Raw genomic sequence first — 14698 nt, 5'->3', positions numbered from 1 at the left:
TTTTACTGTTGCATAACTAATCCTAAGTTTTTATATCTTCATGACTCCGCCCGTATTGGCGGAGGTGACAAGCTTAGCGTATTTTGCGAGATATCCCGATTTTATTTTAGGCTCCGGTTTTTCCCAGGACGCTCGCCTTTCTTTTAAAACTGCTTCATCAACGAGATGTTCGATGGAGCGTGTTCTTAAATCTATTAATATGGGGTCGCCATTTTCAACGAAGGCAATTGGTCCGCCTTCTGCAGCTTCCGGTGAGATATGCCCGACTGAAATGCCTCGGCTTGCTCCTGAGAAACGGCCAGTCTGTAATGAGAGCTACTTCCTTATCAAGTCCCCGACCGGCAATGGCAGAGGTTGGTGCGAGCATTTCTGGCATTCCTGGACCGCCTTTTGGCCCTTCATAGCGGATGACAACCACATGGCCTGGCTGTACGATGCCATTGTCAATACCAGCCTGGGCTTCGTCCTGTGATTCAAAAACAATTGCCTCGCCAAGGAAGGTCTTGATAGCAGGGTCGACAGCGCCAACTTTTATCACGCCACCATCTGGAGCCAGGTTTCCAAAAAGGATAGAGAGTCCGCCAACTGGGCTGTATGGATTTTCTTTTGTTCGAATTACCTGTTCATTTGTGATTTTAGCGTCCCTTACGTTTTCAGAGATGGATTTTCCAGTAATGGTAATGCAGTCTTTGTGAATGAGCCCGTCAATCTGGCACAGTTCATTGATGATCGCACTGACGCCTCCGGCTTCGTGAACATCCTGCATGGAATAATCGGAGGCAGGGCTAATCTTTGATAAATATGGTACTTTTTCCGCAATGCGGTTAATCTCGCGTAAATCATAATCAATCCCGGCTTCATGGGCGATGGCCAATGTGTGGAGTACCGTGTTAGTGGAACCTCCCATGGCCATATCCAGTGCAAATGCATTGTCAAATGCTTCTTTTGTTAAAATATCCCTTGGGCGGACATCGTTTTTAACTAATTCGATCAGATGCCTTGCAGCCTCACGAATCAGGCCATGCCTTTCTTCCGAGGTTGCGACGATGGTTCCGTTTCCGGGAACTGTTAACCCGAGAACTTCCATCAGGCAGTTCATGCTGTTGGCTGTAAACATTCCTGAACAAGATCCGCACGTTGGACAGGCATTTGTTTCGAGATCGAGAAGCTCCTTTTGGGAAATGGATCCGTTGTGATAGGCTCCAACTCCTTCAAAAACCGATACTAGTGAAAGATTTTTGCCTGTTGAAGAAATGCCTGCTTCCATTGGCCCGCCTGAAACAAAGACAGAAGGGACATTCGTTCTTGCTGCAGCCATTAACATACCGGGTGTGATTTTGTCGCAGTTAGGAATATAAAAGACTCCATCAAACCAATGCGCATTTATAACCGTTTCAGCACTGTCCGCAATAATCTCTCGGCTGGGGAGGGAATAGCGCATCCCGATATGCCCCATCGCAATTCCGTCATCAACACCAATTGTGTTAAATTCAAAAGGAATTCCCCCTGCTTCACGGATAGCCTCCTTCACAATTTCTGCAAAACGGTTGAGATGGCGGTGTCCTGGGATAATATCGATATAGGAGTTACATACACCAATAAACGGTTTTTCGAGATCACTGACCTTTACTCCGGTTGCATATAAGAGACTGCGATGGGGAGCCCGGTCAATCCCTTTTTTAATCATGTCGCTTCGCATGGCTTCCTCCTAACATTATGCAGTTTGGGTTTCTGAAGTATAGCAGGCTACCCCGTCCAACTTAACTAGACGTTGGAATTCCTCCAGCATATGGAGAGTGATATTTCCGGGTATCCCTTCATTTATTTTTCTGCCATCCACTTCAATTACAGGAATAACTTCAACAGCAGTGCCGGTTAGGAAAACCTCGTCTGCCACATACACATCATGCCTCGTAAAAGGAGTTTCTTTTAATTCATAGCCTTTTTCTTTCGCAATCTCGATAATTGCATTTCTCGTAATTCCTTCCAATGCGCCCAGATAGACAGGCGGGGTAAGAATAGATCCATTTTTTACAATGAAAATATTATCGGAAGAACCTTCGGTTACATAGCCCTGGTCATTCAGCATTAAAGCTTCTTGTACACCTGCCTGATTGGCTTCGAGTTTTACGAGAATGTTATTTAAATAGTTTAACGATTTGATTTGCGGGCTAAGGACATCTGGCCTATTTCTCCTGCTTGCGACGGAAGCGATCTTTATGCCGCGCTGATATAGCTCTTTCGGATAGATTGCCAGTGGTTCCGCAATTACAATAACGCGGGGATTGGAGCAGGAGGCAGGATCAAGGCCAAGGTTTCCAGGTCCCCGTGAAACCACAACCCGAATGTAAGCACTTTGCAGCTCGTTTTTAGTGACTGTGTCAACGATGATTTGAACTAGTTCCTCTTTTGTGTATGGAATACTCAGCATGATGGATTGAGCCGACTCATACAGCCTTTTTAGATGAGCTTCAAGTTTAAAAACGTTACCGCTGTAAACCCGAATGCCTTCAAATACACCGTCTCCATACAAAAAACCGTGATCGTAAACTGAAACAACCGCTTCTTCCTTCTTAACGAATTTACCGCTAAGAAAAATCCATTGAGTGCTCATTGATACCGCCCCTATCTTTAAGGATTTACAGCTTTAAATGGATAAAATCAAAGGTTAAAAGAACAGCCTTATTCCTTAACGTTTTCAATTGAAGTCATGGACAAAGGCTTCTTTATAAATGGAATTCATTTTAATTTGATAGGTAATTTATATATTGTCGTTAATAATACAACCATTCAAAAACATGGTCAATATATAATCTGACAATTCTAAAAAATCAGAAATAATTGGTAGCGTTTACATTGTTGCTGCATAAAGAAAGAGAAGGATAAAAAAATTTTTTAAAAAATAATCCAATAATTTTTAGGGGTTACTTGAATAAAAAAATGAAAACGCTTTAAAAAGAGTAAATAATTGTTCACACGGAACTGCGTGGGAACTGAGTTAAAATAATAATAAAGATTTATGTGAAGAATTTCACATTTAAAAAATATTCTTGAAGGGAAAGAAAGTCATGGCATACTTTAAGCCTGAACAAATCATGGAAATTACCGTCGGAAATGGTGTGAAGAAAACGAAGTATCCGCTGGCTGAAACATTAATTCTGGGTTTTGAGGCAGGAGCGTTTATTGCACTTGGGTACCTGCTGTACATCCGTGTTACGGCAACCCTGCCGGCATCTCTTGAAGGATTAGGCAGCTTAATCGGTGCTTCGGTTTTCCCGATCGGACTTATTCTTACACTTCTGGCGGGAGGGGAGCTGCTGACAGGGAATATGATGGCTGTCCCGCTTGCTAGGCTTGCACACCAAATTAACACAAAAACGGTCATCAAAAACTGGTCCTTAATTACTATCAGTAATTTTATAGGTGCCATATTTGTCGCCTATGTTTTCGGCCATCTTGTCGGTATGACAGAAACAGGTCCTTTTTTAGGAAAAACCGTCAGCATTGCAGAACATAAACTTGAAGCAAGCTTTCTACACCTTTTATCCGGGATCGGCTGCAATTGGCTAGTAGCGGCAGCAGTTTGGCTTTCTTACGGAGCGGAAGATATTACAGGGAAAATTGCGGGTATCTGGTTCCCGACGATGACGTTTGTGGCGATTGGATTTCAGCACGTTGTGGCAAATATGTTTGTTGTTCCTGCTGCGATTTTCGCAGCCATTTTACCTGGTATGAATACCTTCAAAATTTTGTGCCCGTTTTTTTAGGGAATGCGGTTGGCGGAAGCATGTTTGTGGCCATGGCTTACTGGTTTGCCTACAAAAAAAGGGAGGTTAAAACGGAGCCCAAGGTCTCTGACTATTCTTTCCCACTGAAAAAGACCGGGGGAATGTGAAAATAGCAAAAAAGCTAACCTTGGGTTAGCTTTTTTAAATTACACGGTCTTCTTCCATCTGCTTCACCTGGTCAACGAGTGTAGTTTCCAGGCTTCTATAGGTCATTCCAAGTCCTTTAACACTTTTGCTGTTATTAAATTTGACGGGATATCCAACGTTTTTGCTTACATAATTCCTTGTTAAACCAACAGTGGGTGCAATCAGCCAAATGAGTGGCTTTGGAACCATCCGCCGGGGCAATGGGTATTTATTTGGAAAGTTCTTCTCGATAAGCCTGGCCATATCAAGGAACGTGGCATCCTCATTTGATATTATGTATCTCCCATATGCCTTTTTGGTAAATGCAGCAAGGCAATGAGCCCTGGCGATATCCCGTACGTCCACCGTCCCACTCACCAGGCTGGGAACACCTACTTTATAATCTCCCTTTAAAAAGGAACGGATGGTTGAAATACTCGTTGAATCTGTCCGCTTTGCGATGGATGGCGTAAAATAAATCCGGGATTAATCGTTACTAAATCCCATCGGTTCTGTGCCTGTGCTATTTCCCAGGCTTCTTTCTCAGCCACGGTTTTCGAAAAACTATAAGGCTGATGCTCTGCTGAACTAGTGGTATTCCAATCTGCTTCAGTGAATTCTTTTTTTTCTGCCATATCCCTATTATCGCCAAAGATGGATACAACGCTGCTCGTTAAGACTACTCTCTTGACTGAATCGGACTTATTTACTGCAGACAGTACATTCCGTGTACCCTCTTTTGCGGGTTTAACGAGTTCATTCTCCGCATCCTTAATCCCGCTAATATAGAAAGGGGACGCAGTATGAAAAACATAATCGCAGCCATTCGCAGCTTCATCAAAGCTGCCTTCCTTTAGCAGATCAGCCTCATAGACTGTAAGAGTTCCAGGTGTTTGTTTTTCAATATCCAAAAGATGCTGATACTTATCCTTTTTGTCTTTATCCCGAACCGTAATTCTTACGTCATGACCTTCTCCTAAAAGATCCTTCACCAGCCAGGAAGCTACATATCCTGTTCCTCCTGTCACCAAAACGGTTGTTGGCTCCATTCATAATCCCCCTTAGTATGTAAAAATAAGCCACTCCCCTATAAATAGGGGGATGGCTATGCTTTACGCTCTTTCTTCAAAAAGCTTAACGACTTCTACAATTACGTTAACCGCTTTAATCATGTTATCTACTGAGATGAATTCATATTTTCCGTGGTAGTTTTCACCGCCAGTGAAAATATTCGGTGTTGGGAGTCCCATGTAGGAAAGCTGGGAACCGTCCGTACCGCCGCGGATCGGTTTAATGATGGGCTTGATTTCAAGCTTTTCCATTGCTTCATGAGCAAGGTCGACAATAAACTTAACCGGCTCGATTTTCTCACGCATATTGTAATAGGAATCCTTCAGCTCCAATGTGATGCTGCTCTCTCCATATTTTTGCTTAAGTTCTTCCACAATCGATGCAATCTTTGTTTTGCGCGACTCGAAATTATTTTTATCAAAATCCCTGATGATATAGTACAGACTCGTATTCTCTACGTCGCCATTAAAAGAAATGAGGTGAAAGAAGCCTTCATAGCCTTCCGTATGTTCGGGAGCTTCTTCTGCAGGAAGCAGGCTGTTTAATTCCATTGCGATTTTAGCTGAGTTCACCATTTTATTTTTGGCTGTTCCAGGATGGATGTTTGACCCTTTAATCGAAATTTTAGCCGAGGCTGCATTAAAGCTTTCGAATTCCAATTCTCCAAGCGGGCCGCCATCCATCGTATAGGCATACTTGGCATTAAACGCCTCCACATCGAATTTATGGGGTCCTCTGCCAATTTCCTCATCCGGGGTAAAAGCGACTCTAATTTTTCCGTGCTTGATTTCAGGATGCTTTATCAAAAAAGCCATCGCTGTCATGATTTCGGCAATTCCGGCTTTGTTATCTGCGCCAAGAAGGGTCGTGCCATCTGTTGTAATCAGTGTGTGGCCTTTATATTCAGGCAGCTGTGGGAAATCCTTTGTTTTCATGATGATATGTAGGGATTCATTTAACGTGATGTCATTTCCATCATAGTTCTCAACAATTTGCGGATTTACATTTTTACCAGTGAAGTCAGTTGCCGTATCGACATGGGCTAAAAAGCCGATCACCGGTACGTCTTTGTCCGTATTGGAAGGAAGTGTGGCCATTACATAGCCGTTTTCATCCATTGTTACTTCTTCCATACCGATTGCCTTTAATTCTTCAACTAAATTGCGAGCAAGGGTAAGCTGCCCCGGTGTTGAAGGGCATGTTTCACTGTTATCATCGGACTGTGTGTCCACTTTTACATAGGAAGTAAATCGTTCAATGATTTCGTTTTTCAACTTTTCTCATCTCCTTAAACATATCTCTTACTATCATATCATGACTGGGAATTTTGAAGCAGGGGCTAGAATTGTTTTAGTGACATCTTTTTAGAATATTTTGTATAATTTTTATATCTTAGGAGATTCTGGAGTGATCAAGATGGAGATTGAAGATATTTATGGGGATCTGCCAATATTGGAAACAGAGCGACTCATTTTAAGGAAAGTGGAAAGTAAAGACCTGGAGGATATGTTTTACTATTGCTCCAAAAAAGAGGTTTCTAAATATGTAACATGGGATACGCACCAAACTCTATCAGATACTAAAGAATTTTTGGGTTTTGTCCTAAATCAATATTTGAATGGAAAAGTAGCTCCGTGGGCGATTGAGTATAAAGAGAATCGTAAAATGATTGGTACGATTGATTTTGTTACATGGCAGCCCAAGCATAATAGTGCAGAGATGGGATATGTGATTTCACCGGATTATTGGGATAAAGGCATTACCACCGAGGCCACAAAAGAGCTGATTCGTTTTGGCTTTGAAAAAATGGACCTCGTCCGTATCCAGGCACGCTGTTTCACCGAAAATATCGGTTCTGCACGGGTAATGGAAAAGGCAGGCATGACATTTGAGGGGATTTTAAGGAAAGGAATGAAGATCAAGGGCAAACACTGGGATCTGAAAATGTATTCCATTTTAAAAGAGGAATTCGTACAAATTCCTGCCGGAGCTTTAGAGAATGAAGTAAAAGGATAATGTGAAAATCCTTGCTGTGACTGCTTCCAAGTCAATTTAATCAAACGTTTGATTAATAAATTATCACGGTTTACTTATAACAGATTTATAAGAAATGAATAAAAAAGCAGTGGATTTTGCAAATAAAATTCACTGCTTTTTTGATTTGGAAGCGGCTTTTGATACCTGGGAATCTTTAGGGCTATTTTTTTACACATGGTATGCCAAATGTTGGGGAAGTTAAGAAAAAGGAGGTCATTCCTAATGAGGATCCCTACTATTATTCGAATCGTCCAACTAACGCTTCCTTGGATTTCTATTCTTTTCATGCCTAAAGACTCCTTAAGGAAATTTTCACCAACCACATTGCTTGCCTCTTTGCTTGTAGCGGGAATGTGTATATTGGCAGTTCCTTACAAATGGTGGGTGGTTAATGGAGGGCTGAAGGCTAAAATTTTAAATGATATTAGTTTTATACTGGGGCCTTTTTGTGTAGGAACATTGTGGATCTTTCATTTTACCTTTGGGAAATTCAAACGCTATTTTTTGGTAAATGTCATAATGGATTCATTTTTTTCATACCTTTTATGTAAATTTTATCAAAGGTTAAAACTCTTTAGATTAGTGAATTTTACACCCAAGCATATATTTTTATCCTTTATGAGCTATTCTTTAATCATTTATGGATTTCAACTGATTTTAAAGCGACTAAGATAAAATAATGGGACATCGGAATCCATCAATATGAATTCCGATGCCCCATTATCATTTTCCACCACGATGAGCATTGCTATTAATGGACAGATGTTTCCTTTTCGGTTACCAAACCAGGACTATTTTTAACCGGCAATTCTATCATAACCTCTGTACCCTCGTTAATTTCACTCTTAAAAGTCATGCATCCATTATGCTGCTGGACAATTTTTGAACTGACGGTCAAGCCTAAACCAGTTCCTTTTTCCTTTGAGGAATAGAAAGGTTCGCCGATTTTTTCCAATCTATCCTTTGACATGCCACTGCCGTTATCTTTTATTAAGATAGAAGCTTTTTCATTATCTTTGTAATCAAGCGAAATGGAAACAGATTCACCGCCATCAGAAGCTTCTACAGCATTTTTGATAATATTAATAAATAATTGCTTCAGTTGATTTGGTTCACACTCGATTAATGATGTTTTTTCCTGGAACAAAAGATCAATCTGAATATTATGAAGGTTGGCTTCTGTTTTTAACAGAGACACAACGTCATATAAAATCGCTTGAATATCCGCTATAGTAAAATTAATTTGCTGTGGTTTAGCCAATAGCAGCAGTTCTCCGACAATATGATTGATTCGATTTAATTCTTCAAGCATGATTTTGTAGTAAAACTCGTGCTTATCGTCTTCCTTTCTCATTAGCTGAACAAAACCAATCAATGATGTTAGCGGATTTCGGATTTCATGGGCTACGCTAGCTGACAGTTCTCCTACGACAGATAGTTTTTCTGTCATTCTTAGACGCTCTTCGGCCTTCCTGAGTTGGGTGATGTCTTTTCCATACCCAATAATTCCTGCTCTTTTCCCGTTTACTATGATAGGAAGGGAAGTACACTCCAGAATGATGTCATCACCATTGTTGTTTTTAATTTTAAGTTCCGACATCTGAGGTTTTATCTCCGTAATCACTGTTTTAAAAAAATTGCATATAGATTCTTTATAACGCTGAGGCAAAATATCAATAACATTTTTTCCAATATAATCATCAGCATTATAGCCTGTTATTGTTTTAAATTGTGGGTTTAAATTAGTGATATTACCTTCGATATCAATTAAGTAAACAATATCAGGACTATGGTCAAAGAGCGATTTATATTGCTGCTGGCTTTCAGCGAGCAGTTTTTCTACATGTTTCCGTTCGGTAATATCCCTTCCCATGATGACCAGCCCCTGCCTGCTGCCGTCCGGATTAAAAAGAGGAACCTTAATAGCATCAAAGGTTTTCATTCCTCCATCTGGGAGAGGAATGGTTTCTTCTACCCTGGTGATCGTTCCATTAAGCCACGCTTCCTCATCCGACGTTTCGCAATAACGGAGTGCTTCCGCATAGTAAGTTGAATACTCGGCCAGCTCCGAGTCTTTCTTACCCTTATAATCAACATGCTCTATTTGAAATAGCTTCAAACCAAATTCGTTTGCCTGAATCCAGCGACCTTCCCCGTCTTTAAAATTAACAAAGTCGACCATCGAATTAATCAGGGTAGACAAACGTTCTTCTTCGATTTTTGCCGCATTTCGTTCCTCAGTTCTTTTAAGCGTAATGTAAATGAAACAACCTGTAACCGCCACATAAAAGAGTTCCTTTAAGTGCCCGATAAGCTCAATCATTGGAGAGGGTGTGAAATGCTGCAGAAGCTGGTTGGTCCCCGTTATCCATATAATACTAAAAATAAAATAGAGTAATAGCAGCGTTTTTTTCTTCATATATGAGAGACTCCTCCTGTGAAGGAAAGTGTTTTATGTTAAAAAGTTTTCATTTCATCGTAACATAAAATGAAGATGAAGAGTTACATAATTAATTGGAAACTAGATGGGGATTAGTAACGTTTTAAACCTTAAAACCTGCTGGCTAAATTGTCAGTAATTCGGAAAAAGGCATGTTGAAAAATTGATTAAAGGGAATTTGAAAACATGAACACGCAACAAATAGGAAATTAGGATAAAGAGGTAAAGAGTTGTCGTTTTTTGCTAATTTTAGTATAAACATTTTTTAAAATAAAAGGAAAAAATTTCTTGATTTAACTAAAGGTATTAGTTAAAATAAAACTAACGACATTAGTTAAAGGGGATAGGTAAAAATGAGAATGGTTCGTGAAGGGGATTTGTATCAATTAACCTCTATGCCTCGTTTGTTTCCGGTCAATTGCTATTTGGTTGAAGAAGAGAACGGGCTGACGCTGATTGACGCAGCCATGGTGTTTAGTGCCAAAGGAATTTTAGAAGCCGCAAAAACGATTGGCAAGCCGATTATCAATATTGTTCTTACGCATGCCCACGAAGATCATGTTGGAGCATTAGATAAAATTAAAGAGGCATTTACAAATGCGACCGTTTATATATCCGAGAGGGATTCGCGATTAATGGACGGTGACCGTTCACTTCAACTGCACGAGGCGCAAACACCGATTAAAGGCGGTGTTCCAAAGACATTAAAAACAAGGGCAGATGTTCATTTGAAAGAAGGAGATCGGGTCGGTTCACTGCTGGCAATTGAATCACCTGGACATACTCCTGGATCGATGTCTTTCTTGGATACCCGCAGTAACTCTCTTATTGCCGGTGATGCTTTGCAGACAAGGGCTGGCATGGCGGTGGCAGGTGACAAAAGGTTATTGTTCCCATTCCCGGCATTTGGTACATGGAGTAAGGAGACTGCTTTAAAAAGTGCTCGGAAGCTACTCGGGTTTAATCCTTCACTTTTAGCGGTGGGGCATGGCGAAATGGTGAAAAATCCGGTGCAGGATATGGAAAAGGTAATAAAAAGATTTGAAAGTACATTTTAAGGAGATTTAATCATGTCACCCAGACCTAAAACAGCACTCGATCTGAATACTATATTAAAAGCTGCCGCAGATATTGCCGATGGATTCGGATTATCTGAGGTGACCCTTACAAACCTTGCTAAAAAGCTTAATATACGCCCGCCTTCTTTATATAACCACTTTGAAGGGCTTCCAGGGCTGCGTGAAAAATTGGCCATCTATGGTATAAATCAGCTGTATACTGCTCTTGCTGCCGAAGCTATCGGTGTTTCAAAAGAAGAAGCCGTCATGAGAGTGGGGAGAGCATATGTTGATTTTGCCCGAAATCATCCAGGTATCTATGAAGCTACGCTTTCTGCACCAAACCCTAGGAATAAGGAGGTGCAATTAGCCGGAAATAAAATTGTGGATCTAGCTCTCCGTGTTTTACAGGCATATTCCCTTGAAGAGGAAGCTGCCTTGCATGCCGTCAGAGGTCTCCGAAGTATCTTGCACGGCTTTGCATCGCTTGAGCAAAAAGGCGGTTTCGGCCTTGCACTCGATACAGACCTGAGCTTGAACCTTTTAATTAAATCATTTCTCGCAGGAATTGATAAAATGAACGGGAGGTAAGTCAGTGGCATTCGTACAATCAGTAAATATTGGTCTTCGATTTTTATTGGAATTGGCAGCATTAACTGCCTTAGGGTTTTGGGGATTTCAAACAGGAAATGATTTAAGCTTAAAATGGCTGCTGGCCATTGGTACTCCACTGGCAGCGGCTGTTATTTGGGGAGTATTTGGGTCCCCAGGCGCCCCATATCCTGTTCAAGGATTTTACCGCACACTGTTAGAGCTTTTTATTATCGCAACAGCTGCGAGTGCAATATTTTTCACAAAACACTATGGGCTTGCTGGAATATATACTTCAGTTGCATTGGCAAATCTGGTGTTATTGCATGTTTGGAAACAATAAGGCTGCTTTTATAAAAAACTGATCAATATACGAAAACAGCCAACAATAAAAAGAACGGAGTGTAGTATATGAAAATTATCACGTTGGATCCCGGCCATGCAGAGGCGTATCTGGAACTGAGGTTAGAGGGATTAAAGAATAATCCGGAAGCTTTTGGTTCGAGCTATGAAGAGGAAAAACATTATTCAGCAGATTTGTATAGGTCCAGACTTGAATCTGATTCGACGTTTATTTTTGGAGCCTTCGAAGGGGATCAATTAATTGGAGTCGTGACATTATTAAAGGAACAAAAGCTAAAAATGAAGCATAAAGCAGGAATCTTTGCGATGTATGTAAGCCCTGAAAAACGCGGCAGGGGCATCGGGAAAAGATTAATGGAAGAAGCGATTAAAAAGGCAAGAGAATTGGAAGGTACTGAACAACTTTATTTGGGAGTTGTGACAAGCAATGAGTCTGCAAAAAACCTCTATTCTTCCCTTGGGTTTCAGGCTTTCGGGATTGATAAAAGAGCATTGAAAATTGATAATCTGTACTTTGATGAAGAACATATGGTGCTGTTTCTTTAATGACGTGTGATGGGCTGCTTAGGCAGCTTATTTTTTTTGAAGGTCTGGAAAGGATAATGTAGAAAGTGAAATTGTAAGTGTAGAAACCTTTGGAATTACTGTAGAAAAATGATCAATTAATGTTGAAAGTTCTTATTGAAGTGTAGATAAATTAGGTTTTTGTGTAGATAAGCATTCTAAAGGGGAATCTCTGCTGAAATTTAAGCATAGAAATCCTTTAAATTATTGTAGAAATAAAATTCAGTACTTTAGAAATGACTTGTTAATGTGAATGACATCTAAAGTTTTTGAATAAATAGAAGATAAAAGCTGAAAGCCAGCAAAAAGGTCTCCTCCGAGCAAATAAATTGTAATGGGACAGAAATTGAATTATCTTGAATTACATATAAAATGGCGGCTGTTGGCAGATAATAACACGGGCCATTAAATACAGGAGGGATAGATATGATCATTATTCATGCATTTATTAAAGTTAATCCAGAGAAAAGGGATGAGTTCCTTGCAGCAGCTGATAAGGTGATGGCGGGGTCCAAAGCAGAAGAGGGGAATATCAGCTACCATCTGTATGAAGATACAAAAGAGCAAAATAGCTTTGTGATGGTCGAGGAATGGAAGGATCAAGAAGCTGTGAAATTCCATAGAGGAGCACCTCATTATATTGCTTTTGGTGCGGAGTCGAAAAGCCTGCTTCTTGGAGCTCCTCAAGTAAAGGTGTTTGAGGCGGAAAAGCTTCAATAATTCCATAAAGGACTATATAAAAGGAGATGTTCGTCTTGCCGGATTTTACATCAAGAAAAAAGGAGATACTGGATGCTTTTAAATTCAGGCATGCGACAAAGGAATTCAATCCTGAAAAGAAAATCTCTGAAGAGGATTTTCGTTTTATTTTAGAAACAGCAAGATTATCTCCAAGTTCTCTTGGGATTGAACCGTGGAAATTTATTATCATACAGAATGCGCAACTTAAGGAAAAATTGCGAACTGTTTCCTGGGGTGCCCAAGGCCAGCTGCCGACAGCAAGCCATTTTGTCCTCATTCTCGCCAGAACAATGAAGGATACAAAGTACGATTCTGATTATATTGCACAACAAATGAAGGAAGTCAGAAATGTGCCCGATGATGTTTTCCAAAACATGCTTGTCAGGTACAAGTCTTTTCAGGAATCGGACTTCCATTTGCTGGACAATGAACGTGCAATATTTGATTGGTCCGGCAAGCAAACGTATATAGCACTCGGGAATATGATGACGGCTGCGGCACTGATTGGCATCGATTCATGTCCAATTGAAGGCTTTAATATGGACAAGGTAAATGAAATCCTTAAAGAGGAAGGGCTTCTCGAAGACGGCAGCCTTGGAATTTCAGTAATGGCTGCTTTTGGCTATCGTGCAAGGGAGCCACGTCCAAAAGTAAGGAAAGAACTTGACCAGATTGTTCAATGGGTAGAGTAAGAGGATTTTTTTAAAAACTGAATTATCCATAAAAAACACCAAGGAGTGAACTCAATAGATGAATCAAAAATATAGCCCTTTATTTAAAGATTTTACTTTTTCAAATGGATTGAGCTTGAAAAATAGAGTAGTAATGGCACCGATGACAAATTTCTCATCCAATCCGGATGGAACGGTTACGGATGCTGAGGTGAAGTATTATGCTCGGCGTTCAAGTGGTGTCAGTATGGTCATCACTGCTTGCACATATGTCACTGCAAACGGAAAGGGATTCAAAGGTGAGTTTGGCGGCAACACGGATGATATGATTCCGAGCTTAAAGCAATTGGCATCCGCAATTAAAGAGCAAGGTGCAAAAGCAGTGCTGCAAATTTTCCACGGGGGGCGTGAATGTCCACCGGATCTGGTAAATAGTGATGTGGTCAGTGCAAGCGCAGTACCATCACCCAACCGTGAATCAGCACCTGTTCCTAGGGAATTATCAGATTCTGAGGTCGAGTCAATTATTCGTGATTTTGGAGAAACAACACGGCGCGCAATTGAAGCCGGCTACGATGGAGTAGAAATCCATGGCGCAAATGGCTACTTGATTCAACAGTTCTTTTCCCCTCATTCTAACCGGCGTGAGGACCGCTGGGGAGGAAGCCTTGAAAAACGAATGGCTTTCCCGCTAGCGGTTGTCGATGAAGTAAAAAAGGTTGCGGCAGAACATGCGAAGGAGCCATTCATTGTAGGTTATCGCTTCTCACCTGAAGAGCCAGAAACACCAGGAATTAACATGGCTGATACGTTAGCATTAGTCGATGCATTAGCCAATAAGAATTTGGATTATCTGCATGTTTCCTTAATGGATTTCTGGTCAACACCAAGAAGAGGTGTAGAAGATACAAGACCAAGAATGGAACTTATTATGGAAAAGGCAGGACCAAGGGTTCCAATTATCGGTGTTGGCTCCATTTACACTGCAGATGATGCCCTAAAAGCCATCGAAACTGGAGTTCCGCTCATCGCTCTAGCCCGCGAGTTGATTATTGATCCAGATTGGGTTCAAAAAATTGAAAGCGGAAAAGAAAATGACATCGTAACAGAGATTGATAAAAATGACCCGAATCAGCATGATGTCCCTGATCCTTTATGGCAGGCCATCGTGAATTCACCAGGCTGGTTTCCTGGAGTATAGATAGAAGCAGAAAAGAGCCGTAGTGGCTCTTTTTTCTTATTACAAGC

The 14698-nt window shown here is 40.8% G+C and carries 13 protein-coding genes and 2 pseudogenes; 9 read left to right on the top strand and 6 right to left on the bottom strand.

The window, feature by feature from the left end:
* Nucleotides 1–30: 30 nt before the first annotated feature.
* Both ilvD and ilvE read right to left on the bottom strand, forming a co-directional pair.
* Nucleotides 31–1699, bottom strand: a pseudogene (gene ilvD / locus RCG23_RS08995) (dihydroxy-acid dehydratase).
* Between the two features lie 15 nt (nt 1700–1714).
* A complete protein-coding gene (ilvE, locus tag RCG23_RS08990; RefSeq protein WP_308179420.1) occupies nt 1715–2614 on the bottom strand; it encodes a branched-chain-amino-acid transaminase in 900 nt (299 codons plus the stop codon).
* Nucleotides 2615–3068: 454 nt separating this feature from the next.
* Here ilvE and RCG23_RS08985 point away from each other — a divergent pair.
* Nucleotides 3069–3895: pseudogene (locus RCG23_RS08985) on the top strand (formate/nitrite transporter family protein).
* A 34-nt stretch (nt 3896–3929) separates the two neighbouring features.
* Here RCG23_RS08985 and RCG23_RS08980 read toward each other — a convergent pair.
* The 3 genes from RCG23_RS08980 to pepT form a co-directional block, all read right to left on the bottom strand.
* Complete coding sequence (locus RCG23_RS08980) at nt 3930–4280, bottom strand: hypothetical protein (RefSeq protein ID WP_308179419.1); 351 nt, start codon at nt 4278–4280, stop codon at nt 3930–3932.
* A 44-nt stretch (nt 4281–4324) separates the two neighbouring features.
* Entirely contained in the window at nt 4325–4963 is a 639-nt protein-coding gene (locus RCG23_RS08975; protein WP_308179418.1) for an NAD-dependent epimerase/dehydratase family protein, read from the bottom strand.
* A gap of 63 nt (nt 4964–5026) precedes the next feature.
* The gene (gene pepT / locus RCG23_RS08970) at nt 5027–6259 is read right to left on the bottom strand and encodes a peptidase T (protein WP_308179417.1); all 1233 of its coding nucleotides are present in this window, start codon (nt 6257–6259) and stop codon (nt 5027–5029) included.
* A 142-nt stretch (nt 6260–6401) separates the two neighbouring features.
* Between pepT and RCG23_RS08965 the strand changes: the two genes are divergently transcribed.
* The gene (locus RCG23_RS08965; protein WP_308180014.1) at nt 6402–7001 is read left to right on the top strand and encodes a GNAT family N-acetyltransferase; all 600 of its coding nucleotides are present in this window, start codon (nt 6402–6404) and stop codon (nt 6999–7001) included.
* Nucleotides 7002–7773: 772 nt separating this feature from the next.
* Here RCG23_RS08965 and RCG23_RS08960 read toward each other — a convergent pair.
* Nucleotides 7774–9441, bottom strand: coding sequence for a PAS domain S-box protein (locus RCG23_RS08960; RefSeq protein ID WP_308179416.1), 1668 nt, complete (start codon nt 9439–9441; stop codon nt 7774–7776).
* 374 nt (nt 9442–9815) lie between these two features.
* On the opposite strand from RCG23_RS08960, the gene RCG23_RS08955 reads away from it, so the two are divergent.
* The 7 genes from RCG23_RS08955 to RCG23_RS08925 all read left to right on the top strand — a co-directional run bounded on the left by RCG23_RS08955 (nt 9816) and on the right by RCG23_RS08925 (nt 14651).
* Complete coding sequence (locus tag RCG23_RS08955; protein ID WP_308179415.1) at nt 9816–10520, top strand: MBL fold metallo-hydrolase; 705 nt, start codon at nt 9816–9818, stop codon at nt 10518–10520.
* 12 nt (nt 10521–10532) lie between these two features.
* Nucleotides 10533–11111 (top strand): TetR-like C-terminal domain-containing protein, encoded by a 579-nt coding sequence (locus tag RCG23_RS08950; protein ID WP_308179414.1) that lies wholly within the window; start codon nt 10533–10535, stop codon nt 11109–11111.
* 4 nt (nt 11112–11115) lie between these two features.
* Complete coding sequence (locus RCG23_RS08945) at nt 11116–11454, top strand: YrdB family protein (protein WP_308179413.1); 339 nt, start codon at nt 11116–11118, stop codon at nt 11452–11454.
* Between the two features lie 68 nt (nt 11455–11522).
* Nucleotides 11523–12020, top strand: coding sequence for a GNAT family N-acetyltransferase (locus RCG23_RS08940; protein ID WP_308179412.1), 498 nt, complete (start codon nt 11523–11525; stop codon nt 12018–12020).
* 444 nt (nt 12021–12464) lie between these two features.
* A complete protein-coding gene (locus RCG23_RS08935; protein WP_308179411.1) occupies nt 12465–12758 on the top strand; it encodes a putative quinol monooxygenase in 294 nt (97 codons plus the stop codon).
* 26 nt (nt 12759–12784) lie between these two features.
* Nucleotides 12785–13471 (top strand): NAD(P)H-dependent oxidoreductase, encoded by a 687-nt coding sequence (locus RCG23_RS08930; RefSeq protein ID WP_374049820.1) that lies wholly within the window; start codon nt 12785–12787, stop codon nt 13469–13471.
* Between the two features lie 58 nt (nt 13472–13529).
* Nucleotides 13530–14651 carry an NADH-dependent flavin oxidoreductase gene (locus tag RCG23_RS08925; RefSeq protein WP_308179409.1) on the top strand — a complete coding sequence of 374 codons (1122 nt, stop codon included), beginning with the start codon at nt 13530–13532 and terminating at the stop codon, nt 14649–14651.
* Nucleotides 14652–14698: the final 47 nt, after the last annotated feature.

It is taken from the genome of Neobacillus sp. PS3-34 (genome assembly GCF_030915465.1).
Classification (GTDB): domain Bacteria; phylum Bacillota; class Bacilli; order Bacillales; family Cytobacillaceae; genus Neobacillus_A.
This window is presented reverse-complemented; position numbering and strand designations above follow the sequence as displayed.

Excerpts from the sequence above, each read along its gene's own strand:
- RCG23_RS08930 (WP_374049820.1), top strand. The coding sequence starts at position 12,785 with ATGTTCGTCTTGCCGGATTTTACATCAAGAAAAAAGGAGATACTGGAT.
- RCG23_RS08960 (WP_308179416.1), bottom strand. The coding sequence starts at position 9,441 with ATGAAGAAAAAAACGCTGCTATTACTCTATTTTATTTTTAGTATTATA.
- RCG23_RS08965 (WP_308180014.1), top strand. The coding sequence starts at position 6,402 with ATGGAGATTGAAGATATTTATGGGGATCTGCCAATATTGGAAACAGAG.
- RCG23_RS08950 (WP_308179414.1), top strand. The coding sequence starts at position 10,533 with ATGTCACCCAGACCTAAAACAGCACTCGATCTGAATACTATATTAAAA.
- ilvE (WP_308179420.1), bottom strand. The coding sequence starts at position 2,614 with ATGAGCACTCAATGGATTTTTCTTAGCGGTAAATTCGTTAAGAAGGAA.
- RCG23_RS08925 (WP_308179409.1), top strand. The coding sequence starts at position 13,530 with ATGAATCAAAAATATAGCCCTTTATTTAAAGATTTTACTTTTTCAAAT.
- RCG23_RS08940 (WP_308179412.1), top strand. The coding sequence starts at position 11,523 with ATGAAAATTATCACGTTGGATCCCGGCCATGCAGAGGCGTATCTGGAA.
- RCG23_RS08955 (WP_308179415.1), top strand. The coding sequence starts at position 9,816 with ATGAGAATGGTTCGTGAAGGGGATTTGTATCAATTAACCTCTATGCCT.
- RCG23_RS08935 (WP_308179411.1), top strand. The coding sequence starts at position 12,465 with ATGATCATTATTCATGCATTTATTAAAGTTAATCCAGAGAAAAGGGAT.
- RCG23_RS08975 (WP_308179418.1), bottom strand. The coding sequence starts at position 4,963 with ATGGAGCCAACAACCGTTTTGGTGACAGGAGGAACAGGATATGTAGCT.